This is a genomic window from Algoriphagus jejuensis, from assembly GCF_039523455.1.
GTDB lineage: Bacteria > Bacteroidota > Bacteroidia > Cytophagales > Cyclobacteriaceae > Algoriphagus > Algoriphagus jejuensis.
The window spans coordinates 134,220-159,661 of record NZ_BAAAFI010000010.1 but is presented as its reverse complement, the minus strand read 5'-3'; the positions used below and the strand labels follow the sequence as shown (position 1 = coordinate 159,661).

Annotated in this window: 20 protein-coding genes; 6 read left to right on the top strand and 14 right to left on the bottom strand. The window is 45.9% G+C overall.

All coding sequences use genetic code 11. The features are described 5' to 3' along the window. Positions 1–3: 3 nt before the first annotated feature. Together ABD031_RS11555 and ABD031_RS11550 are read left to right on the top strand one after the other, a co-directional pair. On the top strand, positions 4–483 hold the full coding sequence (locus ABD031_RS11555; protein WP_343851559.1) for a DUF4252 domain-containing protein: 480 nt from the start codon (positions 4–6) through the stop codon (positions 481–483). Between the two features lie 458 nt (positions 484–941). Further along, a complete protein-coding gene (locus ABD031_RS11550; RefSeq protein WP_343851557.1) occupies positions 942–1,505 on the top strand; it encodes a hypothetical protein in 564 nt (187 codons plus the stop codon). Positions 1,506–1,708: 203 nt separating this feature from the next. Here the strand turns inward: ABD031_RS11550 and clpB are convergent, their stop codons facing one another. The 3 genes from clpB to ABD031_RS11535 form a co-directional block, all read right to left on the bottom strand. Next, the gene (gene clpB / locus ABD031_RS11545; protein WP_343851555.1) at positions 1,709–4,327 is read right to left on the bottom strand and encodes an ATP-dependent chaperone ClpB; all 2,619 of its coding nucleotides are present in this window, start codon (positions 4,325–4,327) and stop codon (positions 1,709–1,711) included. Between the two features lie 241 nt (positions 4,328–4,568). Beyond that, the gene (locus tag ABD031_RS11540; RefSeq protein WP_343851553.1) at positions 4,569–5,525 is read right to left on the bottom strand and encodes a calcium/sodium antiporter; all 957 of its coding nucleotides are present in this window, start codon (positions 5,523–5,525) and stop codon (positions 4,569–4,571) included. A gap of 315 nt (positions 5,526–5,840) precedes the next feature. After that, the gene (locus tag ABD031_RS11535; RefSeq protein ID WP_343851551.1) at positions 5,841–8,051 is read right to left on the bottom strand and encodes a DUF6851 domain-containing protein; all 2,211 of its coding nucleotides are present in this window, start codon (positions 8,049–8,051) and stop codon (positions 5,841–5,843) included. 350 nt (positions 8,052–8,401) lie between these two features. Between ABD031_RS11535 and ABD031_RS11530 the strand changes: the two genes are divergently transcribed. Beyond that, the gene (locus ABD031_RS11530) at positions 8,402–8,977 is read left to right on the top strand and encodes a DsrE family protein (protein ID WP_343851549.1); all 576 of its coding nucleotides are present in this window, start codon (positions 8,402–8,404) and stop codon (positions 8,975–8,977) included. A 73-nt stretch (positions 8,978–9,050) separates the two neighbouring features. Here the strand turns inward: ABD031_RS11530 and ABD031_RS11525 are convergent, their stop codons facing one another. The 3 genes from ABD031_RS11525 to ABD031_RS11515 form a co-directional block, all read right to left on the bottom strand. Beyond that, a complete protein-coding gene (locus ABD031_RS11525) occupies positions 9,051–11,198 on the bottom strand; it encodes a cation:proton antiporter (protein WP_343851547.1) in 2,148 nt (715 codons plus the stop codon). Positions 11,199–11,444: 246 nt separating this feature from the next. Beyond that, a complete protein-coding gene (locus ABD031_RS11520) occupies positions 11,445–12,959 on the bottom strand; it encodes a flotillin family protein (protein ID WP_343851545.1) in 1,515 nt (504 codons plus the stop codon). A 14-nt stretch (positions 12,960–12,973) separates the two neighbouring features. Beyond that, on the bottom strand, positions 12,974–13,522 hold the full coding sequence (locus tag ABD031_RS11515) for an NfeD family protein (RefSeq protein ID WP_343851543.1): 549 nt from the start codon (positions 13,520–13,522) through the stop codon (positions 12,974–12,976). A 304-nt stretch (positions 13,523–13,826) separates the two neighbouring features. Between ABD031_RS11515 and ABD031_RS11510 the strand changes: the two genes are divergently transcribed. Further along, a complete protein-coding gene (locus ABD031_RS11510) occupies positions 13,827–14,618 on the top strand; it encodes a hypothetical protein (protein WP_343851541.1) in 792 nt (263 codons plus the stop codon). 81 nt (positions 14,619–14,699) lie between these two features. On the opposite strand, the gene ABD031_RS11505 is transcribed toward ABD031_RS11510, so the two are convergent. The 6 genes from ABD031_RS11505 to ABD031_RS11480 form a co-directional block, all read right to left on the bottom strand. Then, the gene (locus ABD031_RS11505; protein WP_343851539.1) at positions 14,700–14,903 is read right to left on the bottom strand and encodes an NAD(P)-binding protein; all 204 of its coding nucleotides are present in this window, start codon (positions 14,901–14,903) and stop codon (positions 14,700–14,702) included. A 79-nt stretch (positions 14,904–14,982) separates the two neighbouring features. Further along, positions 14,983–15,786 (bottom strand): PDDEXK nuclease domain-containing protein, encoded by an 804-nt coding sequence (locus tag ABD031_RS11500; RefSeq protein ID WP_343851538.1) that lies wholly within the window; start codon positions 15,784–15,786, stop codon positions 14,983–14,985. Positions 15,787–15,924: 138 nt separating this feature from the next. Further along, complete coding sequence (locus ABD031_RS11495; protein ID WP_343851536.1) at positions 15,925–16,791, bottom strand: hypothetical protein; 867 nt, start codon at positions 16,789–16,791, stop codon at positions 15,925–15,927. After that, entirely contained in the window at positions 16,792–17,259 is a 468-nt protein-coding gene (locus ABD031_RS11490) for a hypothetical protein (protein WP_343851534.1), read from the bottom strand. Between the two features lie 94 nt (positions 17,260–17,353). After that, a complete protein-coding gene (locus ABD031_RS11485) occupies positions 17,354–20,494 on the bottom strand; it encodes a S41 family peptidase (protein WP_343851532.1) in 3,141 nt (1,046 codons plus the stop codon). A gap of 133 nt (positions 20,495–20,627) precedes the next feature. Then, positions 20,628–21,095, bottom strand: a complete 468-nt coding sequence (locus tag ABD031_RS11480) for a fasciclin domain-containing protein (protein ID WP_425542750.1) — start codon at positions 21,093–21,095, stop codon at positions 20,628–20,630. Between the two features lie 295 nt (positions 21,096–21,390). On the opposite strand from ABD031_RS11480, the gene rlmH reads away from it, so the two are divergent. Both rlmH and ABD031_RS11470 read left to right on the top strand, forming a co-directional pair. After that, positions 21,391–21,864 (top strand): 23S rRNA (pseudouridine(1915)-N(3))-methyltransferase RlmH, encoded by a 474-nt coding sequence (gene rlmH / locus ABD031_RS11475; protein WP_343851528.1) that lies wholly within the window; start codon positions 21,391–21,393, stop codon positions 21,862–21,864. A 390-nt stretch (positions 21,865–22,254) separates the two neighbouring features. Beyond that, positions 22,255–23,076 carry a hypothetical protein gene (locus ABD031_RS11470; protein WP_343851526.1) on the top strand — a complete coding sequence of 274 codons (822 nt, stop codon included), beginning with the start codon at positions 22,255–22,257 and terminating at the stop codon, positions 23,074–23,076. 128 nt (positions 23,077–23,204) lie between these two features. Here ABD031_RS11470 and ABD031_RS11465 read toward each other — a convergent pair whose 3' ends face one another. Together ABD031_RS11465 and ABD031_RS11460 are read right to left on the bottom strand one after the other, a co-directional pair. After that, positions 23,205–23,720, bottom strand: a complete 516-nt coding sequence (locus ABD031_RS11465) for an FKBP-type peptidyl-prolyl cis-trans isomerase (RefSeq protein WP_343851524.1) — start codon at positions 23,718–23,720, stop codon at positions 23,205–23,207. Between the two features lie 17 nt (positions 23,721–23,737). Beyond that, positions 23,738–25,441: a capsule assembly Wzi family protein gene (locus tag ABD031_RS11460; RefSeq protein WP_343851521.1), complete on the bottom strand. Its 1,704-nt coding sequence runs from the start codon at positions 25,439–25,441 to the stop codon at positions 23,738–23,740. Position 25,442 lies beyond the last annotated feature (1 nt).

Here is a 25,442-nt window from a genome sequence, read left to right as displayed (position 1 = left end):
CTTATGAAAAAGCTCCTTTTAACACTCACATTGTTAGCCGCGATCTTCGCAGCTAATGCCCAAAGCAAAAGTGTCGCTGCGCTGAAAGACAAATACAAGGCTGATGACGACTTCTTTCACCTCGAACTGGGAGGCAGCTTTATGAATTTCGCAGAAGGCTTTAAACTCGACATCGATGAAGATGACCTAGCTACTGTTGCAAAATCCGTCGAAAAGCTCAATTTCTTCTCCCTCCCGGAAAGTTCCAGTAACCTTGCTGAATTCAAGTCCCTGCAAAAAGGATTGGAGAAGGAGCGCTATGAACTCCTAATGGAAGCCTCGGAAGGTAAAGCAGGGGTATTGGTCTACTCTAAAGGAGCCAATATCATCTCTGATTTGGTGATTTTGGTAGGTGATGACAAAGAAGGCGACCTAATGGTGATCGAACTGAAGGGAAAATTCACCCAAGAAGCGCTTGCGAAGGCTACAGCTCAGGTAAATTGACGCAAAAAATAAACCTGTTATCTGCATTTTTACACCAAAAGCCCGGAAAGTCCGGGCTTTTTCAATTGACCTTAGTCGAGTCTGGAATTTTTTTTCACTTCCACAATCGATTGCGGAAAGGGAAAAATTCGTATCGATGTAATTACATCATTTGGATTTTGTGCCTATTTACAGGTTTTTATTCTGAATTTTGCAAAAAAAACATCATAAAACCATCTTCGCAATTGACAAAGAATCTAAATTATGCTTTTTTCAATGATTTTGTATTTTCATTAATGATTCAGAAATTATTTTAAAGTTTTGTTGAAACTTTTGCAATTGTACTTTCGCGTTGTATCTTTGAATCGTAATTCGAATTGCATCGATAACTCTGTAACCCAAAATCTCCCCTTGATAGAATCAGTCTATCCTGTGGTTACAAACAATATCTACAACCTATTCAAACCAACTAGTAAAACATGAAAAAACTATTCACCATGCTTTTTGTTGCGGGGATCGCAACAGGGGCGTTTGCCAAAAACGATGAGAAGTCTGTAGAAATCAGACAAACTGAACCAGCTAAAGTAATGATAGCGGTTGCCTCTGCTCCTGAAGGAGTAATGACGGTCAAAATCACCGACGCAAATGATCGTCTGGTATTGCGCGACAGAATCACCAAAACCGAAGCTTTTGCAAAAAGATATGATCTGAATGCCCTTCCAGTAGGTGACTATTCTATCGAAGTGTCCGACGCAAACGGTACATTGAGAACCGCTACTTTCAATACTGAAGTGACTGTAAAGCCATCAGTATTCACACGAGTAACTGAAATGGGTGACAATCAATACAGATTGTTGGTATCTAGTCTGGAATCCAAAGACGTAACCGTTCAGATCTTTGATGGAGACAAAATGATCCACACTGAGGTAATCGACAATCCTCAGGGTCTTCATAAAATCTTCACCATCAACAAGCCAAGCAACCCAGAAGCAATCAGCTTCAAAGTGACTGCAGCTAACGGATTTTCAGCTTACGCAAAATAATTAAACCAACTTATTCATATAACCCCTACCAAGCCGGCTTGGTAGGGGTTTGTTTTTTTATAGAAAAGAATGACTATCCAGTCCAGGGAGCAAAATCAGAACTCTTCTCCCAGAGGGGAAAACGGCAACACCAAGAAATGGGGTACAAAAAATAGCCCTTGAGATTTTACTCCCAAGGGCTTTGATCGTTTAACGTTCAGATGTTAGACCTCGACAGCTTCCACATTTTTGAAGTAAACCTGTTTGTCTGCATCCAGGTCCACCAAGACAGCCGAATCATTTTTGATGTAGCCTGACAGAATTTGCTTTGAAAGCTCATTTAGGATTATCCGCTGCATCGTTCGCTTAAGTGGTCTCGCTCCGAACTGCGAATCAAACCCAACTTCTCCCAGATAATCCAGCACTTCCTTGGTTGCATCGATTTCGATGTTCGCTTCGGCTAGTCGCTTCTGAATCTCCTTCCACTGGATATCGACAATCTTGCGCGTGATCTGTCTGTTGAGCGGCTCAAACATGATCGTCTCATCGATTCGGTTGAGAAACTCCGGTCTGACCGATTTTTTCAAAAGATCATAGACTTCAGCTTTGGTCTTTTCCAAGATCTCTTCCTTATTCCACTCCTCCATCTCGGCAAATCGCTCCTGAATCAAATGCGAGCCGATATTGGTCGTCAAGATGATAATCGTGTTCTTGAAATTCGCCAGCCGACCTTTGTTGTCAGTCAATCGTCCATCATCCAAGACTTGGAGCAAGATGTTAAAGACGTCCGGATGGGCCTTTTCAATCTCATCCAACAAAATCACGGAATAAGGCTTTCTCCGCACCGCTTCTGTCAGCTGTCCTCCCTCATCGTATCCTACGTAACCCGGAGGCGCTCCAACCAATCGACTGACGGCGTGCCTTTCCTGGTACTCTGACATATCAATCCGCACCATGGCATTCTCGTCGTTGAATAGGTATTCAGCCAGCGCTTTCGCCAATTCCGTCTTACCAACTCCGGTCGTCCCCATGAAGATGAAACTTCCTATGGGTCGCTTCGGATCTTGCAATCCCGCTCGACTTCGACGAACTGCGTCCGACAGGGCTGAAATAGCCTCTCGCTGTCCGGCGATACGCTTTCCAAGTTCATCCTCCAAATGAAGCAGTTTCTCCCGCTCAGATTGGATCATCTTGGAGACAGGTATTCCTGTCCACTTTGAAACGACCGACGCGATGTCTTCCTGATCCACTTCTTCTTTCAGCAGCGGCGAACCCGCCTGCATTTCATCCAATTGGGTTTTGAAGGAATCAAGTTTCTTTTCAGCGTCCACGATTTTACCGTATCGAATCTCGGCGACTTTTCCAAAATCACCGGAACGCTCCGCTTGCTCAGCTTCAATTTTCAGCTTATCGATCGCTTCCTTCTCTCTCCGAATACCCATGATGACCGCTTTCTCGCTCTCCCATTTGGCCTTCACATTCTGGCGCTTTTCGGAGAGTTCGGCGATTTCTTTGCTCAGCACGGTCTCTTTGTCACGGTTATTTTCACGGCGGATGGCTTCCCGCTCAATCTCCAACTGCATGACTCTACGATTCAATTCATCGAGTTCCTGTGGCAAAGAATCTATCTCCATTCTCAATTTGGCACCTGCCTCGTCCATGAGGTCGATTGCCTTATCCGGAAGGAAGCGGTCGGAAATGTAGCGCTGCGAAAGCTCCACAGCAGCGATCACCGCATCATCTTTGATCCGCACACCGTGGTGCAATTCATACTTGTCTTTAATCCCGCGAAGGATGGAAATCGCATCCGCCGCATCGGGCTCATCGACGATTACAGACTGAAATCGACGCTCCAGTGCCTTGTCTTTCTCGATGTATTTCTGGTATTCCTTCAGCGTGGTGGCTCCGATAGCATGAAGCTCTCCTCTCGCCAAAGCAGGCTTAAGCAAGTTAGCCGCATCCATTGCGCCTTCTCCTCCACCACCGGCGCCGATCAGGGTATGGATCTCGTCGATGAAAAGAATAATCTCTCCATCAGCATCAGTCACTTCCTTGATCACAGCTTTCAGTCGTTCCTCAAATTCTCCCTTGTATTTGGCGCCCGCTACCAGCAAGCCCATATCCAAAGAGATCAGGGTTTTGGATTTCAGATTCTCCGGCACGTCGCCCGATACGATCCGCTGAGCCAGTCCTTCGACGATTGCCGTCTTTCCCACACCGGGTTCGCCCAATAATATCGGGTTATTTTTGGTTCGCCTTGCAAGGATTTGCAATACCCTTCGGATCTCCTCATCCCTTCCGATGACGGGGTCGATCTTGCCTTTCTTAGCTAGATCATTCAGGTTTTTGGAGTATTTCTCCAAGGCCCTGTATTTGCTTTCTGCGTTTTGGTCAGTCACTTTGTTGCCTTTTCTAAGTTCCTTGATTGCTTCGATCAACGGCTTCTCCCCTAGTCCTTGGTTTTTCAAAAGCTGCGCTGTCGAATCCCCTGCAGCCAAAATTGCCAAAAGCAAATGCTCAATAGCCACATATTCATCGCCAAAGGTCTTGAGAAAGTCCTTTGACTTGGCCAAAACCTGATTGGCCTGACCAGAGAGGTGCGGCTGTTGATTGCCACCGCTTACCTTGGGCAATTTGGCCATCTCCTGATCTAGTTTTTGAGCGATTAGCTGCTTATTCGTTCCGAGTTTTTTGAATAGAAAATCGGTGACGTTTTCATCCACATTCAAGATTCCTTTGAGCAGATGCGCAGTTTCGATAGCAGGTGTACCGGCACTTGAGGCCAGCTCGGCGGCCTTTTGAATCGCCTCCTGTGATTTTATGGTAAATTGGTTAAAGTCCATAGCGGGTTATTAGTGGTTATAGTCTTTTGCACCAGAATCAAAAGTTTCGCCAAGGACAAATCTCAGCCAGAGTGGCTTGAAAAGAACGTGTTTTTCCTATTAATCGGAATTTTTGACAGAAAAATTAGGCAAAACACGGCTTTATCGGACAAAAATTCGGTGTGCCCCAATGCAAACTCCTTGTTAAAAACGCTAGTGCGTCAATAATTTTTCCCGGAAAAATTGAATTTACCAGCTTACGTCAAAGCTCCATGCTCACTAAATAGCCGGTATAGCCAAGGTACACCACCAGCAAAAGTATGGCTTCCCAGCGATCCAGTCTATGTTTCTTGCCAGTGAACATTGCCAGGAACAGAAAGACCGTACCACCGGCTAAGATATAAATGTCGGTATTGAAGCTTGCATTGAATGCCAAAGGCCTGATCAACCCGCTGACTCCGAGGATCAGAAAAATGTTGAAGATATTTGATCCGATGATGTTCCCGATGGCGATGTCGGTGTTCTTTCGCATCGCAGCTACGACCGAGGTGGCGAGTTCGGGCAGAGAAGTCCCTGCGGCGACGATGGTCAAGCCGATGATTTTTTCGCTGACTCCCAGGGATTGGGCCATGGCGACTGCATTGTCCACGACGAGTTTTCCACCCCCTACCAGTCCAGCCAAACCAACGAATATCAACAACCAAATCTTCAGATTGGAATAGTCTTTCAATTCCAGAGTTTCGGCACTTGGATCAGATTTTAGCTGGGTGGCTACATAGTACAAAAATCCCAAAAAGAGCGCCAGAAGAATTGCAGCGTCCAATCTGGAAAGCCCCTCAGTATAGCCGAAGAGGTAGTTGTTAGCCATTAAAAAAAGCAGGATGGCAGCGAAAAGTGAATAGGGGATTTCTTTCCACACGGTGCTGGACTGTACCGAGAGCGGGATAATAAGTCCAGAAATCCCCAAAATGATAAATAGGTTGAAATTGTTTGACCCGATGATGTTGCCAAAAACGATGTCCGGGTAATTGCCTGAAGCCGCTACAGCATTGACAACCAGTTCGGGAGCCGAAGTTCCAAAGGCAACGATGGTCAGTCCAATGGCTAGGTCCGACACGTTTCTCTTTTTGGCCAAAACCGAAGCGCCGTCCACCAGCCAATCGGCACCTTTGACTAGAAGAACTAGGCCAACTACAAGAAGGGCAATTTGAATGAACATAAGAAGTGTTTGTTCAGGATTTGAAGAATTTTCTGTTTCAAAAATCCTTCAAAAATAGGTTTAAAAATGCACTTCCAGCAGCGTGTTTTTCAGAAAGCGAGAGAATTACTTTCTGAAACCCCATCATCTCAATATCCAAGAAAATGCGATCTTGTATCTATCTCAACCATAATTAGTTTTAGGGAATCGGCAGCTGGGCATTGCATTTTTCAAGCGGTTTTTTACCGACTAAAGACTGAATTTGGAAATTTCGCGAGGTGTATTCCAAGTTCTCCTAGTCTGTGAAAGGGCTTGTTGAAAGAAATAGAAATGCCCTCAATGAACTAAGACAAAGCGCTTAGAAATATTGAAGCCCGGACTTGCTAAGTTTAGTACGTAAACACCAGGGTTTGCACCAATCAGATAAATCTCAATTTCCTTGTCAAAATTTTCAACCAGCTTTTGTTCATAAACAAGTTGCCCGAGGCTATTGTAGACGGCAATCGTTCCATTCCTGACAATAGTCCCCGGTCTTATGTGCAATGCACCGTTTACTGCAACCGGATTTGGATACAAAAAAAGTGAGTTTTCGGCGGTGGGCACTGCACTTTGGGCCGCTAAACCGTCAAAATATAAGCTGGCGAAATCAAAGGCGTTTTTTCCAATCTTTCGCCCAATGATCCTACCGGGAATATCATCTATAGGTGGATGTATGCCTCCCCAAATTCGGGAAAGGCTGCATTGGTCGGAAGCATCCTGGTATTTTGCCCACTGAATAACCAGCTCTTGACTGGGGCCACGCTCAAACGCCAGAAAATTGTCTTTTTGAATTTTAAATTCACTCATCCCTCCTGGAAAAAACTCATCTCCGGTGATCAATGCCAAGACTTCTGCAGCAGCCCTTGAGAAGGTAGAGTGCCCTGAGATATAGCCGGCGAAGGGTGGAGTGACAAAGGAAGTCCTTTGGTAAGGCCACCATTTTTCTGCCAGGATCCAGGCTGCCCCCGGTTCCTGTTGGGGAGATTCCAGGTTTTCGACCCCTCTTCTTGAATATATTTTGATCTTACCTACCCTGTCCGGATTGTTTGTGGCAAGTGGATCTCCGCTCCGAATTGATTCTACATATCCCGCCTCTAACGGCAATCCGTCGGGATGGAAGTTGGGCAGAGAAGGGTCGGACGATTGACCTTTGGATGCAGCATACCTTATAGCCGAAATAGGCCTCACGTAGTCATAAAAACCTTTTATGCCCCAAGCCGTGATGGCGGCGTCCTGTAATGCTCCAGCCAAGGCGAAATAGGATTTGACGTCCCATTCCAGGTCAGAAACTACGTCCCCTTTTCCTCCAATTTTCTTGACTAACAGTGGGTGGCTGTTGACATAGTTTAGGATGCTAAACCAGTGGCCGGGAGGTGTCTCAGAGCTTGGTCCATCGGCCCAGAATTCTGCCAAAACTCTTGTGTAATCACCCCTAAGCACTAGTTGGGGCATGTAAGGTTGCCCGGTAGACGGATTTACAGCATATCCCGGGCCATGGTTGCCTCCTTCGGTAGCCTCGTAAAAAGCCCGGTATTCCTCTTCCGTCTCCGGATACTCGTGGATGTTTCCGTTAGACGCCGGAGAGATGTCGATGATGACTCCGTCGTTGGGATCCAGGTGGGAAGCCCATTTGGCCACTTGCACAAAATTCCAGTGGTAAAAGGCCTCGCTGCTGATTTCAGTTTTTTCGTTTAGGTGCGGGGGAGGGCCGGGGTCATGATAGACGTAATATTTATTGCCGCTGCGGTATCGGATATTCAGCTCTTTATCCGTGAGTGCAAAAGGAGAAACCTTGCCCCATTCAGGAGACAGGAATGGAGGAGTTCCATTTCCAGTGGGTCTTCCGCTTTGGTCAATAAATACCCCCAGATCCAAGGGCTGCCAGTTATTGGGTTTAGCCAGGTTGATATTGCCGGGTTCTGATGGCCTAAGGGCAGGATTGACAGGCTGATAGAATAGGTTGCTGTAATTATCCGCCTCGTTAGAGCCGTCTATTTTACCAAAAGCCAACACCTGTTGCGCAATATAATTGCCCAACGCTGCCGGTGATGCGGAAGCGTAATCCGTGGAGGTGAAATTCGGATTGTAGCCGAGGCTAGCCATGAGGCTCTTGAAATTCCGAATTGAATTTTCAGCGCTAGGGCTATCCTTAAATCGTTCCGTCAAAATCCCATAGACAGCATAACTCAAGGCTTCCTCCCTGGCTTTCTGGGTTATTACACCAAGCTTTTCCACACCATCAAACGGCACATGAAATTCTCGAAAAGTGTGGCTCAGAAAATAAGTAGAGGCTACATCATCATAGGCTGCCCAAGCGTCATACATCGCTATTGAGATATGAAATAAATTTCTGGCATGTACTGTCGGTCTGGCAAAATCACCTTTGATAGCGTCAAGCGTGGCTTCGTTCCATCTTCTCGCCACAGAATGGCTTTGGGCGGAAGCAACACTGACGAGTATTCCATAAAAAAGTATTCCAAGGAAAAGATATTTTGAAAAAAAATTCATTGGGAATATGCTATAAGCAAGCCTGACGATTGGGATTCGCCAAATGTAAGAGGCGTATCCTTGGTCACAAAATTTTCAAGTTAATTTTAAACAGCACTTTAGGTCAAAATGAACTGTTCTGTGTTGACAGGTTTAGGTTAAGCCTTTTAGTGGGCAATCGGGGTTATTGGCTCACAACGTACTTGGCCAGAATTTCGGGAGGAGCCTATCAGTTTGAGAAAATATTAAAGGTATTGATCAGGCCAGAAACAAATTGCTTTTCACTGATAGTCGTTTGACAATCACCGTGGCTATAGTCAAATATCAAATTTTTTTTTGTTCTTGGGGGGCCATTTCAACCGACTCGATTTATGAAAAATCTGCTCCTTATTTTTAGCTTTCTGCTGCTCTCCCATCTGGCTTCGGCACAAATGACGATGCCAGACCACATCAAGGAAAAAATGACCTATCCCGTCTTGGATTTTGCACCCTGGGTAGGTGTGATACCGATCACTGATCCTGTGATGAGCTATGATCCAAGCCTGACCTACAAGATTGCAATCGACGTGTATGGAAGCCTGAAAGACTCGACCAAAATCCATGAGCCCTTTACCGAAATTGCCCGCACTTACAATCTTCACATCGCCAACGGTGTCCCTGCCGATAAAATCAAGATTGCTGCAGTCATACATGGTGGACTGTCGAAAGCCGTGATGAGCAACGACGCTTATCGAGAAAAATACAAAATTGACAATCCGACTATCCTTGCGCTTCAAGAGCTGAAAAAGGTGGGTGTGGAGTTTTACCTTTGCGGTCAGAGCATGTCGTTTCTGAAAATCCCACAAGAAGACGTCACCCCTGAGGTGAAGGTTGCTATGTCGGCGAAGACCACTTTCGTGGCACTGGATCAGATGGGCTATACTTATATGGATGTCAGTGGGGATTAAAACCGTTTTTTTCCGTTTTTCATAAATCGACTATCCACCTCTTAGCAGACTAAGGTTGTGCGCAAAGGTTTTCTTACTTTGAAAAAAGCCGGTTGATAGCCGACCTTATCACTTCCAATCGACTGCTCGGTCCAGCCACATTGCTATGCAAAAAATCATGGGATAGGGCAGATCGCACCTCCAATGGATTGGGGTAGATCAGGATAAAACTGTGATCTTTGAGCCAGGTAGCCACTAGATCGGGAACCAAGTCCATATTAGGATGATAAGAAGGGTCACCTTTTCTGCTCAGAACCAGGATCAGATTGTCATCTTTTTTGAGAAAAATACTGAGATTTCCAGGATCGTCCCAGCTTGGAAACGGACGGAATTCCACCCGTATAAAATTAGTGGCGAGTATATTTTGGAGATACTCCCGCGTGTCGTCGTTTACATAGAAGATCATCCGACTGCCGGTGTTTTTTGCAATGTTCCAGATTTTGACCAACCAAAAGGGAAAGCCAAGCTCCAACTCGGCTTGAGGAGGAATCATCACTAGATGACGTTTGTGAGAAGCAAACGATTGATGCGGCTTGAAGATGTAAGTGGTAGCATTGACTTTCTCCAGGAGACTGTTGGTGACTTGACCTAGAAACGAATCCTTACCTTCAGTTTGGACGTGGAGTCCGAGGATCAGGTCGGTGATTTTATTTTCATAGACCACACTAGCAATACCATGTACGACATCCGCATCATAGCGCATGAGTTCGATCAGAAAATTGTCAGTGGCGGCGGTGAATGAGCTGGCTTTGTTAAGGATTTTTTGGGCCGTGACTTCGGTCGTGTAGTCTTGACTTTCGGGCCGTAGAATGCTCAATCCGTACAGGGAATTCTTCTTTCCGGCTGACTTTAAGTTGATGGCGAGATTGATGAGGTCCTGGGACGTCTCCTCGCTTCTGATAGGAATCAAAAACCGCTCGGCGACTTCCTTTTGGCCTTTTTCTACCAAAGATGCTCCGGAAAGTATGATTTTCTGAGCCCCTCGCTGCGCTTCGAGTGAGGCAATAGTACAAGTAACCAGAATCATAATGATCGTGCCATTCAGCACGGACTCGGACAAGAGACGAATCGGCTCGCCCAAGGCACTAGTTCCCACAATAGTATTGTAGCCGACCAAAACAGCGGCGAGAGTGGCCGCCGCCTGCGCATTGCTCAAGCCAAACATCACCTGCCGCTCTGCCTTGGAATAACCAAAGGATTTTTGGGCAGCAAGGGATGCCAGGAATTTGGAACCCGTCGCCACCAAAGTCATCGCCACTGCGATAAACACAGTTTCTCCATCCCGGAAGAAGACCCTAAAATCAACCAGCATCCCCACGCTGATCAGGAAAAACGGGATGAAAATCGCATTTCCCACAAACTCGATCCGATTAAAAAGTCCGGAAGTACGGGGAATAATCGGACTGATGGCGAGTCCGACCAAGAAGGAACCGATGATCCCTTCCAATCCGGCAAGTTCCGCGAGCAGCGCGCCTGCAAAAACCACTGCGAGGACAAAGATGTATTGGGTGACGTTGTCCTCGTTTTTCTGCAAAAACCAACGGCCAAACCTCGGGAGTACGATCAGGATCAAAACAGCAAAGACCAGCAGCGAGAAGAAAAGTTTGACCCAAAACATCAGATTGATCTCTCCCTGAGCCATGCCGACAATGACTGCCAATACCAACAGTGCAAGGGTGTCCGTGATCAGGGTACCGCCCACGGTGACGTTAACCGCCCGGTTTTTTGCCACGCCGAGTTTGGAAACAATCGGATAAGCGATCAAGGTGTGGGAGGCAAACATGCTGGCCAAAAGCAGAGAGGAGGGCATCGAAAACCCGAAAAGATATAATCCGGCCAAGGTGCCCAGGATCATCGGAATCAGGAAGGTGTACATCCCGAACACAAAACTCTTTTTGCTGTTTTCTTTGAAATCATCCAAGTCGATCTCTAGACCTGCCAGAAACATGATGTACAGTAATCCAGCGGTGCCGGAAAGCAATATCCCGCTGTCTCGTTCCATCAGCTCCAGCCCTTTGGGGCCGATCACGGCTCCCGCTATAATCAGACCAAGCAATGGCGGGATTCTCAGGCGGTTGAGAACCAAGGGCGCCAAAAGAATGATCAATAGGATCAGAAAGAACTTCAGTCCCTGATGCGTGATTGGCAGGTCAATTTCTGATATGAAATGTAGCCAATTCATATTTCCCGTAACTGAAGGATGAAACTCAGGGAAACGGCTTCAGGCTTTCTACACGCTGAAGCTTGGGAACAAAAAGATGGATAGCCTAAAGTCATAGCGTTCAAAATTAAGTGAGCGGGGACAAGTGACTGCAGGGCCTTCAGAATCCTCTATCAAAGATAACCATAGATTTCTCTCATTTACGATAGGCTATCGATCAAAAAAAACCCCGACTCAAAGCCGGGGATATGGAATACAAAGTGAATGCTATTCGTGTGAACCTGTAGCAGGGGGCTCGGTTTTGGGATGTTGGGGTAGCTCGTCACCCTTCAAATAGGCTGGCAGGTTGAGCCCGGCCATGTTGAAGAGGTCATTGAGCGGTGGGACCGTCTTCATCATACCCGACACAAAATTGGCGGTGGAGTTGTTCCCATTCTCACTTTGACCCGAATCCCAAACTGTGATCTTGTCGATCTTAATATTTTTCACGGCTTCGACTTGCGTTTTGACCAATTCAGGCAGCTTCTCGATCAAGAGCAGTTGGAAGGCTTTGGTCGGATCTCCTCCGGCAGCGCTCACGACTTCACGATAGCCCTCGGCCTGCTTGGTCAGGATCTCATAGAGACCTTTTGCTTCGGCTTCCATCTTGGCAAAGATCGCATCCGCCTCCCCTTTGGCCTGAACCCGGATTCGTTCGGCTTCTGCCTGTGCTTCGATGATCGCCCGTTGCTTGGCGATTTCGGCAGGGATAACGATGTTTGCATTTTGCGTAGATCGTTCCCGCTCGGCTCGGGCAGTTTCCGCTTTTTGCTCAGCGAGGTAGGCTTCTTCGAGGGCTTTTGCCTGTTGTACTTTTTCGGAAGCCAAGGCGATTCTCAGCGCTTCCGCTTCTTTTTCACGACGAAGTGCATCGGATTGGGCGATGGAGATTTTCGCTTCATTTTCCCCTTTGATGGCGATAGCATTGGCTTCGGAGGTCTTAACCCGCGTGTCCCGTTGGGCTTCCGCCTTACCGATGCTTTCTTCTTTTTGTGCTTCTGCAATGCTTACTTCCCGGTCTTTGAGGGTGACCGCGATCTTTACGTCGCGATCGCGCTGCGTATCGGCAATTGCAACATCCTTTTCCCGATCTGCCAAAGCCTTTCCTGTTTCACCGATTTTCTCCTGCTCTGCCACAGAGATTTTGGCTTCGTTGATGGCTTTTGCCGCAGCCTCTTTTCCCAAAGCCTCAATGTAGCCCGACTCGTCCTTGATATCGGTGACATTGACGTTGATCAGCTTAAGACCGATTTTTTTTAGCTCGGTATCTACATTTTTGGAAATGTTTTCAAGGAATTTGTCCCGATCGGAATTGATCTCCTCGATCGTCATGGTAGCGATCACCAAACGCAATTGACCAAAAAGGATGTCCTTTGCCAACTCCTGAATCTGCTCGTGCGCCAAGCCCAGCAGACGCTCGGCGGCGGTGTTCATCGTGTCAGAGTCAGTGGATATGGCAATCGTAAATCGGCAAGGCACATCCACACGGATGTTTTGCTTGGAAAGTGCATTGGTCAGATTGGCATCGATGGAGATGGGCTTGAGATCCAAGTAAGCGTAATCCTGAATCACCGGCCAGATAAATGCGCCGCCGCCGTGAATACAGTTGGCTGAACTGCCGCCGGTCTTTCCATAGACGACCAGGATTTTGTCAGAGGGACATCGCTTGTAGCGGGAGATCAGCGCGATGATAGTCACAAAGACGACAAAGGCACCCGCCAGGATAAGAATCAAAGGATCCATAAAAGAAATAGAGGTTAGATTTTTTCGACGATTAAGAGGCTTCCTCCTTCGATACCGATCACCTTGACAGCTGCGCCGGTTTCGATTCGGTCTGCGAGGGATATTGCGTTGAGCTCCTTTTGGGAGCCCTTGATACTGATGGAGATTTTGCCCGCGCCTTCTTTGTATCCCGGAATAGCCAGGTAGACCATAGCGGATTTATTGATGGTGTCGGCCAGCTTGAAGGTATTGTTTTCGGCCAGTTTCATGATTTGCTTGATGATAAAAAAGAACAACCATACAAAGCCCAAGCCTACACAGGTAGCAATCAATAGCAACAGCGTGTAGTTGGCGACGGAATGGTAGAAGGTGATCGCTGTCCAGCTGAAACCCAGCAGAAAATTGATCAGATTTCGTAAGGTGAAAAGCTGAAAGGGAGCCTCGGCACCCTCCAGATTTCCATCAAAATCGGCATTGATTCCATCGCTGCTATCAGATCCGATAAAAGTTAAGATGGTCTGCAGGAGAAAAATCAGCGAGGTAGGTAAAGCGATGTACCAGAGCGCTCTAAGTGAGGGTTCCATTTCTGCCAAAAAGTCCATATCAGAATCCGTTAGGTAGGTTGGGGATAATTCGAAGCATTATATCTTTAATTTTTAAGAATAGCAAAAGCCAGTAATAAATCGTCGAATTGTGGCACCAGCATCCAGAAGGATTTAGAGTTTGCCGAGTGATTTACGATGGGGCAGAAAAAAATAATTTTCGCTAGATTGTCACTAAATTAACTCTTTCAACGGGTTCTAAATGGGCCATTCAATTTTTGATTTTGGGGGCAAATGTTTGATGATGTTTCATTTTTTGCCTACTTGTAAAACAACCATCCACACAATGAAGAAGACTTTTGTTTTCGTCGCATTCCTGCTTTTTGGGTTCGCAATGACTTCCCATGCACAGGACGACGACGCCGAGCTTGCTAAGAAGCTGGCCAATCCGATTGCATCGCTGATCTCTGTGCCATTTCAGAACAATACTGATTATGGAATCGGAACTATGAAAGGGATTAGAAACACGATGAATATCCAGCCGGTGGTTCCTATTTCTATCAACAAAGATTGGAATATGATCACCCGTATTGTGGCGCCGGTAATCACGCAATACAACATCACGGGAATGGGCGAAAAGCAATCTGGATTGGCAGATGCAGTGATGTCGGCCTTCTTTTCTCCAAAAAATTCAGAGAAATTGACTTGGGGTGTAGGGCCGGCCTTCCTGCTGCCCATCGCGACCAATGATTACCTGGCTTCCAAGAAATTTGGAATGGGGCCTACCGTCGTAGCACTAAAGCAGATGAACGGCTGGACTCTTGGAGCCCTCGCCAATCAAATCTGGTCTGTCGCTGGTGACCAAGACCGATCCGCTGTCAACCAGATGTTTGTGCAGCCTTTTGTGGTTTACAACTGGAAATCCGGTGCAGGACTTGGGGGCAACTTGGAATGGACTCAAAACTGGGAGTCCTCCTCCTCCACCGTGTGGCTCAATCCCGTCTTGAGTGGGGTTACAAGTTTGGGGAAGCAAAAGACCCAATTAGCGATCGGCCCTCGGTTTAACCTTGCCGCTCCGGATGGAGGCAAAGCGGATTGGGGCTGGCGAGCGGTCGTGATCTTCTTATTTCCGAAGTAAAAGAAGGCGGCGGCGCACGTAAAAACAGCAGCAATCCGATCTACTTTTTAATGTGGGTTCGTCTAATATCCCAAACGCAAACTAAGCTGCTTTTAGCACCCGTTTCCAAGCGGGGACCAAGTTGTGAAACGATTCGCCATTGTTGGCAAGCACTATTCCCGTCCAAACCGGCCTAATCTCAGCTTCACTTTCGTAGACGTCGACCGAATCACCGAGCTGCTTCAATGTCAAAGCAGCGGTCAATCCTCCGATTCCTGCTCCGATGAGGGTGATGGGTGATGGCATGGGTTGTGGATTTGATTAAAATCTAAACTACTGTTTTTCGCCTGCGCGAAGGTTGCGATCTATGACTGGTACATTGATCTTACTGCTCTCTAAACTCTTCTTCAATCTCTTCAATTTGTGGCAGTTCGGACTTTAGCTCTTCGGGTATCGCTTTTGAAATTTGATAATCAGACACGCCTAAGGCATTAGAAAATCCCTTTAAGCTGTATTCGGCCACCAGTTCATTTTTGCCTTTGCAAAGTAAAAGCCCAATGGTCTCATTGTCATCGGCTGATTTCAAAAAATCGTTGGCCACGTTTACATAAAAATTAAGTTGGCTGGCATCGCCGGGTCTAAATTCCCTAGCCTTCAGTTCCACGATTATATAGCATTTCAGTTTGACATGATAGAAAACCAAGTCGGCATAGAAGTCTCCGTCTCCTATCTGAAAATGCATTTGTCTGGCTACAAAGGCAAAGCCTTTTCCGAGTTCCAGCAGGAATTTGGTTACTTGGCTGGCCAACTGCTCTTCGATATTTCGTTCGTCCGCTTTCTCTTTGGCTTGCACAAAATCGAAGATATAAGGGTCTTTCAGCAAATAATTTGCAAAGTCAGATTGTGCCGGCGGGAGCGTACGACTGAAGTTGGTAATTTTCTTCGCCGTCACCTGACGCTCAAACAAGCCGCTGTCGATTTGCATCGCTAAAACATTTCTGCCTATTCCAAACTCAATAGCATGATGCATATACCATAAACGCCGACCTAAATGAGGCTCTTTATCCAAAAGAATGACGTGATGCGACCACGAAATCCCCGCAAGAACGGAGTCATAAAAAGTGGAGTCTTCTAATTGTGCAACAAGCGGTTGCACAATTAAACTTGGCAAGTCATCGAGGTTTTTCAATTGTGCAACAGGCTGTTGCACAATTCCGGAAATGATACGCTGAACCTGTGACTGTGCAGATCTATGGAGGCGAAGTTGATCGGACGCGAGATTCAATTGCGCTATAGACACTTAACACGATTTTCTGCCGAACGTCTACTACCCACTCACTCTTTCTCGTTTGCTTATCAATTTCACATATTCTTTCAAATTCGTCTCATCATAAAACACCCTTTTGTCGAAACGTTCAATTATTCTATTTAATCGATTTATGTTTAGGTGGGCTCTTTTTCTAATGCACCACTTAACTGCCTTAACTTTTTCTTTTCTAACCGTCATAAAATCAAGTCTAATAAAGTATGATTCGTAAATGCTGTAAAGAGACAAACAGTACAAATAGGGCAATAACAAAACTGTAAGTAAAATCGGCAAAATAAATGAATGTAATGTCCCTAATTTGAAAAAATCAGAATATCCAATAGCCATTTTATAGATTGAAAAAAATAATAGTCCGAAACCAAATATTGCTGTTAAGTTTGTCAGCAATCTCGCCACTTGCGCATTTTTTAAATCCAATTCTGCTACTGCTTGTAAAAGCACTATAAAAATCAATAAAGGAAGTAATATCAGTTCCGATACTAAACCAAAGGTAAAAAAGTTAATTACAAATTCTAAAACCACAATCATTTTCATTGTATCGATTATAATTGCTTTAAAATAATTGCTGTCTTTTGCTTTGTTTACACTAAAAACCAAAACAAATGCTACGGAGAAAAGCCAAAATATAGAGTCTTTTATGTCAGCTGAAGTCCAAAAATTTAATAATTTTAATAGGCTGAATATTCCATACAAATAAACCCCTAAAGTTAAATAGATCCCGATAAAATACTTGCCAAAAAGCAACCTTACAACGTTTGCCCATGAATTCCTCGTTGCTTTTTGAGCAAGCAAAAATAATATGAGAATTCCAATCCAAATTAACAATGAAATTTCCCTGTTACTAAATATTTCTTGCAAGTTTCTCAATTAATGAAAATGTTTAAGTACTGACTTTAAGACTTGATTTGCATTTTTAAAATTTTCCACTTGTTGATCAAACTGCATAAAGTCTTTTAGTCCGTGAAAAAGATTGTTTCGATATCTATAAACTATAATCAATAGTGCAAAAACAATATCGGAAGTTATATCTTCACTTCTCGAAAGCACATTTGCAACAAACTCTTTTCTATCTCCTCTTCTAAGATTTAGATTTTCAAATCTTGCGTTAGTTGTTCCCTTTTCCGTGTATCGATCTTTAGAATACTGAAAATTGTCTTGGAATTCTTCGATTTGAAATTTGACTGATTTTAGTCGTTCGTCCAAACGGTTTACTGTGCAATTATTTCCACAAACTAAATTTTCAAAGATATTCCAAAGCAGAGAAAAGTCTTTAATATTTGTTAGTTGCTCTTCGTCGAAATTTGTTCCGAAATTTTCATTAATCCATTCAATCATTGTAGTACAGATTTTTTTAAGTTGGTGGCCAACATCTCGGTATACACAGCTGCGTATAATTTCTAAATATTTCAAATTGGAAACCTCACTCCAACTACTTCAACTCCTCCAATATCTCCTCTATCGCCTTATCCAACTGCTTTTGGCTGCCTTCCAGTCGATCGACAAAACCTTCGTCCATCCGGATATCCGGCTCGACGCCGTCCTTCTCCAAGTTGCGGCCATCCAATGTGTAGCATCCCCAAGCCGGCAGTCGATAGAAGGAGCCATCTACCAGACCTTGTCCAGAAGTGAAGATGATCCAGCGATAAGTCTCCGTGCCGACGATGGTACCCAAACCCAGATGCTTGAAGCCCTGCGCGGTCATCTCCGCATCGGATAGCGACTGCTCGTTGATCAGGAGTACAATCGGCTTATCAGCCGGTGAGAAGTTCGGCTGATTGGTCAGCTTGCCGTCGCGGTATTTCCATTGCAGGTAGCTCTTTTGACTGAGGAACTGCAAGACCTGATCATGGACATTTCCTCCCGTATTGTAGCGCAAATCGAGGATCAGTCCCTCGCGGTCGGCTTTGTTGGACACCATGTATTCCATGAAATGCTGAAGTTCGCCTCCACCCATGTTTTTCATGTGGACGTAGGAGATCTTGTCCCCCGACTTCTCATCGACATAGGCTTCGTTGGTATCCATCCACTCGTCGTAGAGCCAATTCTTCATCTCGCCCGTGGAAGCAGGGTGAACTTTCAAACTCACTTCTGTGCCATTTCGATCAAAAGTCAGCATCAGTTCCTCAACCATCGTTGGCCCGGCAAAGTAGAATTCCCGGTTTTTCGTAGGATCGATCTTCATTCCGTTTACCGCCACGAGCTGATCACCAGGCTTTACCGGCATGGGTTCCAAATCGGCCGGACTGTGCTTCAGGACACGATTTACGGTAAAAGGATTCGCTTCGTCAAAGACGATTCCCGCATTCATCGAGCGCGTGCCGAAGTAAGCTTTTTCTTCGTCGCCAAAGGAGCTAAAGCCAAAGTGCGAGGTATTCAGCTCACCGAGCATGTCGTTAAAGATGGTGCGGAGATTCTCGCGGCTGCTCACGTAGGGCAAAAACTCGGCATAGCGATCCCGCAGTTCCTGCCAATTTTCCCCGTGAAAATCGCCATCATAGAAGTTTTGCTCCATACCCGCCCAAGCCTCATAGTACATCTGCTCAAACTCATCGCCGAGCTTTTTTTCAAAAGCCTGAGAGATCTTGATCTCTTCGGTTTTGTCGCTGGCAGGGTCAAGTGTGCGAACTTTCCCACCGGCTAATAGGTAGACTTTGTCCTTGGCCTGAAGGAGTTCAAAACCTCCGATTCGCTCGTCTCCTACCTTTTCCGTCTTGGTTTTCTCAAAATCCTCAAAGGTAGTTTTCCACAATTTTGGGGTACCCTCGTCATGGTTAGAGGTGTAAAAAACCCAAGTCTTCCCGTCTTTTTGCAACACAACCGGATTGTCCTGTTCGCCGAAAGACGGTCCCACGAGCTCCAGTCGATCCATCAAGTCGCCTGGAGTAATCTTTACTTTAGCCGTAGACTTGATCTCTTTTTCATCTTTCTTATCGGTATCTTCTTTTGGCTCCTCCTTGAAAAGCTCGGCGACCCTGTCCGATTCAAACAGTTCCGCAAACTTATCCAGCTTCATCCGGTAGATATGTGCGGTAGTGGTGCCATAGGGGTAGCTCGGATGTGTCCGATCTGAAGAAAAATACATGTATTTACCGTCAGGAGACCAGAAGGGAGCCGTCTCAGTGACCAAGGTCTCGGTCAGATTCAGGGTCGTTTGAGTAGCCCGATGATAGACCATTACCTCGCGTTCAAAATTCCGGATCGGGCTAAACACCACGTAAGCATCGTCCGGCGAAAAATATGGACTCGGAGTATAAAGCCCCCAAAGCTCATCCTCCACAAGCGTTTTACTCGACAGCGTCTTGAGGTCAATCTCTCGAATCAAATTCCGACCGCCGACATATACCCCAAGTGTTCGGTCTTTATTCAATGTCAGCTGACGGTTCTTGAATTGGTCATCGGTGAGCTGCTTTTCCTCCCCCGGATTTTGCGCAGAAATCGTAAACCAATTGTGGTAGCCCTTGACCGTGCGGGAATAGATCAGCGACTTATTATCCGCCAACCACTTCACTTCCTCCACAGCTTCCTTGGCATCAGTCGGGATCTGCTGGACAAATTTACCCTTGACATCAGAGATAAAAAGTGCACCTCTGGACACAAAAGCCATCTTTGCTCCGTCTGCCGACACATCGATGTGGGAGATATTGCCGGCCACATCTCGGTTGATTTCCTTCTGCAAAGTCTGGTTTTGGTAGATCGAGATCGTAGGCTGTACTGTTTTTCCCGAAGCGACATCATAGACGAAGACCTGATAGTCCTTGCGAAAGACAATCTTCTCTCCGTTGGCGCTGACTTTCGGCCACATGATGGAAGTAGGGAAGTCGGTGAGCTTGGTCTTTGCCCCACTTTTGAAGGTGTAAAGGTTGTACTCTCCATTGGCTTCATCCGATTGGAAAAAGACATTTCCACCTTGGTCAATCGTTGCCCCAAAGTCTTTTCCTTCGTAGTCGGTGTATTGCGTGAACTTCTTGGATGCTGGATTGTAGGATTGGATATCCGGGTTGTATTCGCCTTTGTAGCGTTTGCGGTGCGCAAAATTTTTGCTTTCCCACGTCTCGCTAAAGTAGATTTCACCGGTCTTCGGATGTGCCACCGCGCCGTGAACGGTATTGAAGTAGTGGTCAAAAAGTCGTTTAGGCGTCGCCCCATTTAAGTCAACTTCGTACGCTGCGAAACGGTTGTATCGATCAGAGGTAAAGTAAATCTTGTCACTTTGCCAGCTCCAGGATTCCACTTCATCGGCTCCTTCGTGGAAGGTCAGCTGCCGGATTTCCCCTCCAGCCATTGGCATGACAAAGATGTCTTTGTTGCCATACTGCTCGGCGGTGAAGGCCAGCCATTTTCCGTCCGGAGAAACAGCAGGCCTGCTCTCAATCCCATCCATGGCCGTGAGGCGCATCGAAGCTCCTCCGGCTACCGGCACTTTCCAAACGTCTCCCTCATAGCTGAAGACGATCTCCCCGGCGTCAGGAGTCAGTGTAGGATCGAGTACAAAATATGGTGTTTTAGATTCCTGAGATAAAACCGAGCCTAGACTCAGGCAAAAAATGAGGGGAGTAAATAGCAGTCTCATAGGATTGAGTAAGAGTTGGATATTAGATCTTAAAGTAATCAATCCAACAATAAAAAAAGCATCAGGCTAGTACCTGATGCTTTACACATATTATTAAAACCTATTGTATCCCCCAAAACGGAGCGCCGAAGCATTACATCGGAGGCAAAATCACCGTGTCAATTACGTGTACTACTCCGTTGCTTGCTTCGATATCGGCAGCTGTTACGGTTGCGTTGTTAATCATGGCTTTGCCATCTTTCAAGGTTACGGTGACCTCAGAACCTTGCACCGTCTTGGCCTTCTGACCGTTTTTCAGATCGGTAGACATCACTTTACCAGGCACTACGTGGTAGCTAAGCACCGCTACCAACTTGGCTTTATTCTCAGGCTTGAGGAGAGACTCCACAGTCCCCGCCGGTAGTTTGGCAAAAGCTTCGTTAGTTGGTGCAAATACGGTAAACGGACCGTCACCTTTGAGCACATCTACGAGGTCTGCGGCCTTCACTGCGGCTACGAGCGTTGACAAAAATTCAGTGGACACCGCCAAGTCGACGATGTCAGCTTCTACCTCATGTACGGAAGTAGATTTGCTGGTGAAGGATGAGTTGAGAACGATCATCATCACCATTAAGATTGCGAGTAATTTTTTCATGGTAGTTTGAGTTTTGAATTTGATGTATAAACACAGGATTTTCACGACTGTTTATTCAGACCCACTAAAAAATGATAGGCGGTCGATATCAGATACAGAAGGTTATTCTAGAATAAGGGCAGATCAATTGTGTGAAAATCCGGACTGTCGTAGTCTGATAGAATCAGCATAATCTCTTTTATGGTTCTCTCATCGGTATTCAAAATTCCCTAAAGTCAGTGCCTCTGTTAGCCAGATGAAGTAGTAATTCTTATTTTCGAAGATGACAATCAAACTGATCGCCATTGGCAAGACAGACAATAAAGCCATCATCGCTTTGATTGAAGAGTACAGCAAGCGATTGAATTTTTACATCAAGTTTGAATTTGAAGTCATCCCCGATCTGAAGAATACCAAATCGCTCTCTGAAGTCCTTCAGAAAGAGAAAGAGGGAGAGCTGATTCTGAAAAATATCATCCCGTCCGACGAGCTGATCCTGCTAGACGAGCGCGGCAAAAGCTACAGTTCGATGGATTTTTCCGAGTATCTGCAAAAAAAGATGAACGCAGGATTGAAGCAGTTGATATTTGTCATCGGTGGACCTTACGGCTTTTCGGAAGCCATTTATGCTCGCGCAAACGGCAAGCTTTCCATCTCAAAGATGACTTTTTCGCATCAAATGATCCGACCTTTTTTTATCGAGCAGTTGTATCGTGGGTTTACGATCCTGCGAAATGAGCCTTACCACCACGAATGAAAGTAGACAGAGGCTAGTCGCAGTGCTCAGCGTTTTTCGGACGTCACATCGAACGGTTGGCAGGATGACAGACCGTTGAAAAGACGCTAAATACCCTGAAGCCAGTCTCCCGGAGTGGAGGCAATCTGTCGAGAGGATCTATTCAGCTTATTGGGAATCAGCAGAAGCCTTCGACTCCGCTCAGGCTGACACGACTGTCGCCCCTAGCAGAGTCGAAAGGCTATTAAAAGTAAATCTTCGCAGTTCTGAAAAAAATGCCAAAGCTCCACTGTCTCCACTGCGACTGATTACTGCACCCTGACCTCCAATGTTAAGTTTTTGATTCTTTTTTTGCCAATGTTACCAAATTGTTAACTTTGATACGATTCGTTAACATTAGGGTCATCAGACATGAAAAAGGTATTGTTCACACTCTTGATAGTAACTGGACTGGCCCAAGTGGCATGGTCTCAGGAGCTTCTCGTGCAGAACGAAACCTTGAAATTCAGTTCAGAATTAGAACAGACGATCTGGAAATCAGGTGCCGCAGAACCTTTTCAGCTTTTTCGCGCTGTACAGGCCGACGAGTCGGTGAGGGACGATGCTTGGCTGGCGTTGGTAACTGAGCTCGATGGCAAAGCCGCCAAAAACTCCGCAGACCTCAATCTACTCCGTCAGGTATTTCAGAAGACCAATCAAAAATTCTTCAAAAAGTACGAGCAGCACTCAACCTTTAACCAAATGCTGACCACTGGCAAGTTCGACTGCGTCAGCGGTTCGGCCGCCTTGGGTATGTTGCTTGAGCGATATGACTACAGCTATGATATCGTGGAGACGGACTACCATGTCTTTATCGTCGTTAATCTTGACGGCAAAAAAATCATATTGGAAAGCACCCTTCCAATCGGCGGCATGATCACAACGCCCTCTGAAGTAGAAAAATACCTCGCCGCATACAAGCCGAGCGAACTTGCAGAATTGAAGATTTTGAATCAGCGACTTGCCGGGCCAGATATCGACTACAGTGACAATGCCACTTTTAGAAAAGTGAGCCTCAAAGAATTGGCAGGTCTTCAATATTATAATGATGCCATCGTGCACTTCAACGCGCAAGCCTTCGGCCAAGCAGTTGAACAATTATCCAAAGCGTATTTGCTGTACCCTTCGGATCGGATTTTGGACTTGCGTGAGTTGAGCGTTGACTTGGCTTACAAAAGCATGGCCACAAACTGAAAAAATGGAAACGGGCTTCTGAATATCAGAAGCCCATTTTTTTTATCTACTAATTTCCCCAACCAAAAAGTCAATTCATCCTGACGAAATTGAAAAAGGCTTGAACTGGATTGCTTATTTCCGGCCGATCAATGATGGTGGTGTCCATCCGGGCCATGCACGTGGCCATGCTCGATCTCGACGGGCTGAGCCTCTCGGATTGACATAATTTTTCCTTCAAAAGACAGATCGTAACCCGCAAGCGGAGGATTAAAATCCATATGTACACCTAGGTAATCCACCTTGGTAATCTCACCTCGCATCTGGTTTCCTTTGTCGTCCTGCATCGGAATCACGTTTCCGATCTTGAAAAGGTCTTTGTTCTTTTTGCCGTCTTCCTTGAAATTAGCCTTCGGAATAATCGCTTTCTTAGCGTCATCGTAATCTCCATAGCCATTTTCGAAATCGATAGAAACGGAGAAACTTTCTCCCTCAGCCTTTCCCAAGATCGCCTCCTCAAACTTTGGAAGGACATTTCCATGTCCAAACAGGAAGTAAAATGGGGCGGTCTCTTCGACGTTTTCGTATACTTCAAAGCCATTTTCACCATCGTCTACACGCAACGTGTAGGCCACGGCGACCACTTTGTCTTTTTCTGCAACCATAATCCTATTTTTGTTTATTAGCGAAACATGTACGTCAGCCCAAGTTGCCCGACAAAATTTTCCCGATCATATCCTGGCACAAAATAGATGTCTGGATCATTCTCCAGATACCATTTGTAGTTCAGTGTGCTCACATACTGGAACTTCGCCGAAAGCAAAAAATCGCCAAACTTCCACTCCGGCGTCAAGCCAAATATTAAGTCGAGATACTTATTTCTGATGTCTTTGGAGGCTTCGTAGCGGTAGTAATAAAAATCGCTGTTGTACTCGATACGCTCGAACTGTAGGCCAATCTTCTTCATACCCTCCACCCAAGCAACTCCCACGAAGAGTTGATTTGCGGCAGGACCGTTGCCGATTCCCAAAGTTTGACCCTGATGTGTGTAGCCATGGCGCACGTGATCGTGGATGTACCAAGTGCGCAGCTGACGGATTTCTTCCCGAATCGTCTGGCCCGAAAGCGTCATCTCCGAGCTTACCTCCAAGAATCGCCCCGGCTTTTTCAAGTCAATCAGGTGTGCGAAACCAAAAGTAAAGGCTCTGCCCGTCTCTGGCGTAGTGACGAATTCTTCAAATTTCCGGCTGTTTCCCCGCGTGCCATACTCGCCATAGAACTCGAAGCGTCCCTGCGGGCTCAGCCAGCGAAAATACCCCGAACTAAACTGCTGCCGCTTTTCGGTGATCGGATCTTCTACGTTCGAAGGTTTTTTTCTCCCATTGAAGACAGGAAGAAGGTCTGCAAAACTGGAAACATCCGACCGATACATATGATTAACTGAGCCATAGCCTAAAAACAAGCCCGGAATCCACTTCGGTTGGTAGGTGAAAATCAAGCCTGAAACATACCGATTCCCGTTTTCTCGTTTGGGAATATAGACTGGGTTTTGCTGGATGGTATAGTCTGGCCAAGGCGGCAAATATTCAGTTGATTTCAGAAAGCCAGCGATCGCCTGCCCTTCGAAGGAACCGATTCCAGTCTTGACGGGCTTACGTGTATTAAGTGTAAAATGCAGAAAACCAGGTGCGTTATTACCAAGCAAAAGGGAATTCTTACGGCCTGGCCCCCACCATAAACTTTCCGTAGAAATCCCAACAGAGTATTCCTTCAGATTAAATCTAAAACTCGACTGCCCTGCATAGACGCGATTATAGGCCTTATCTCCAAACCGTTCTGGCATGTCGATTCGGTTCATATACTCATAATAAAACAAAATCGTCGCTTGGTGTTCTATCGGAAAGCCGAGATAGTCTTTGTTTTGCGCGAGCAGAATCTCAGGCTGAAACTGGAGTGTGAAATTCTTATATTCTGCATAAACTCCAGGACTGAAAATCTGCTGTATCCCGCGATTTGGGATAAATGCCCCTTCATTTGCGCCAGATGCATAGGTAGAATTATACTGCATCTTATATACTCCGGGCATGATCAGAAACTTCCCTTTGGCATCTTTCCCAAACCTGCCGTGATGATCGGACATATCCAGGTCAACCACCGAGCTGTCGAGATCAAATCCATTTTCAACTCCAAAAGCCTCCGTCGGATAGATAGGTCGTATCATCCATGATGACGCAGAATCGACCTGTCCTGTGAGTTGAAGGCGCCGCAGGTATTCATCCAGCACCGGAGTGCCGACTGGAATAGTTTGCGAAAAAATGCTAGAATTAAATCCTAAGACCAAAAAGCAGAAAATTGATACAGACAGAAATTTACCGTTCTTTCTCATT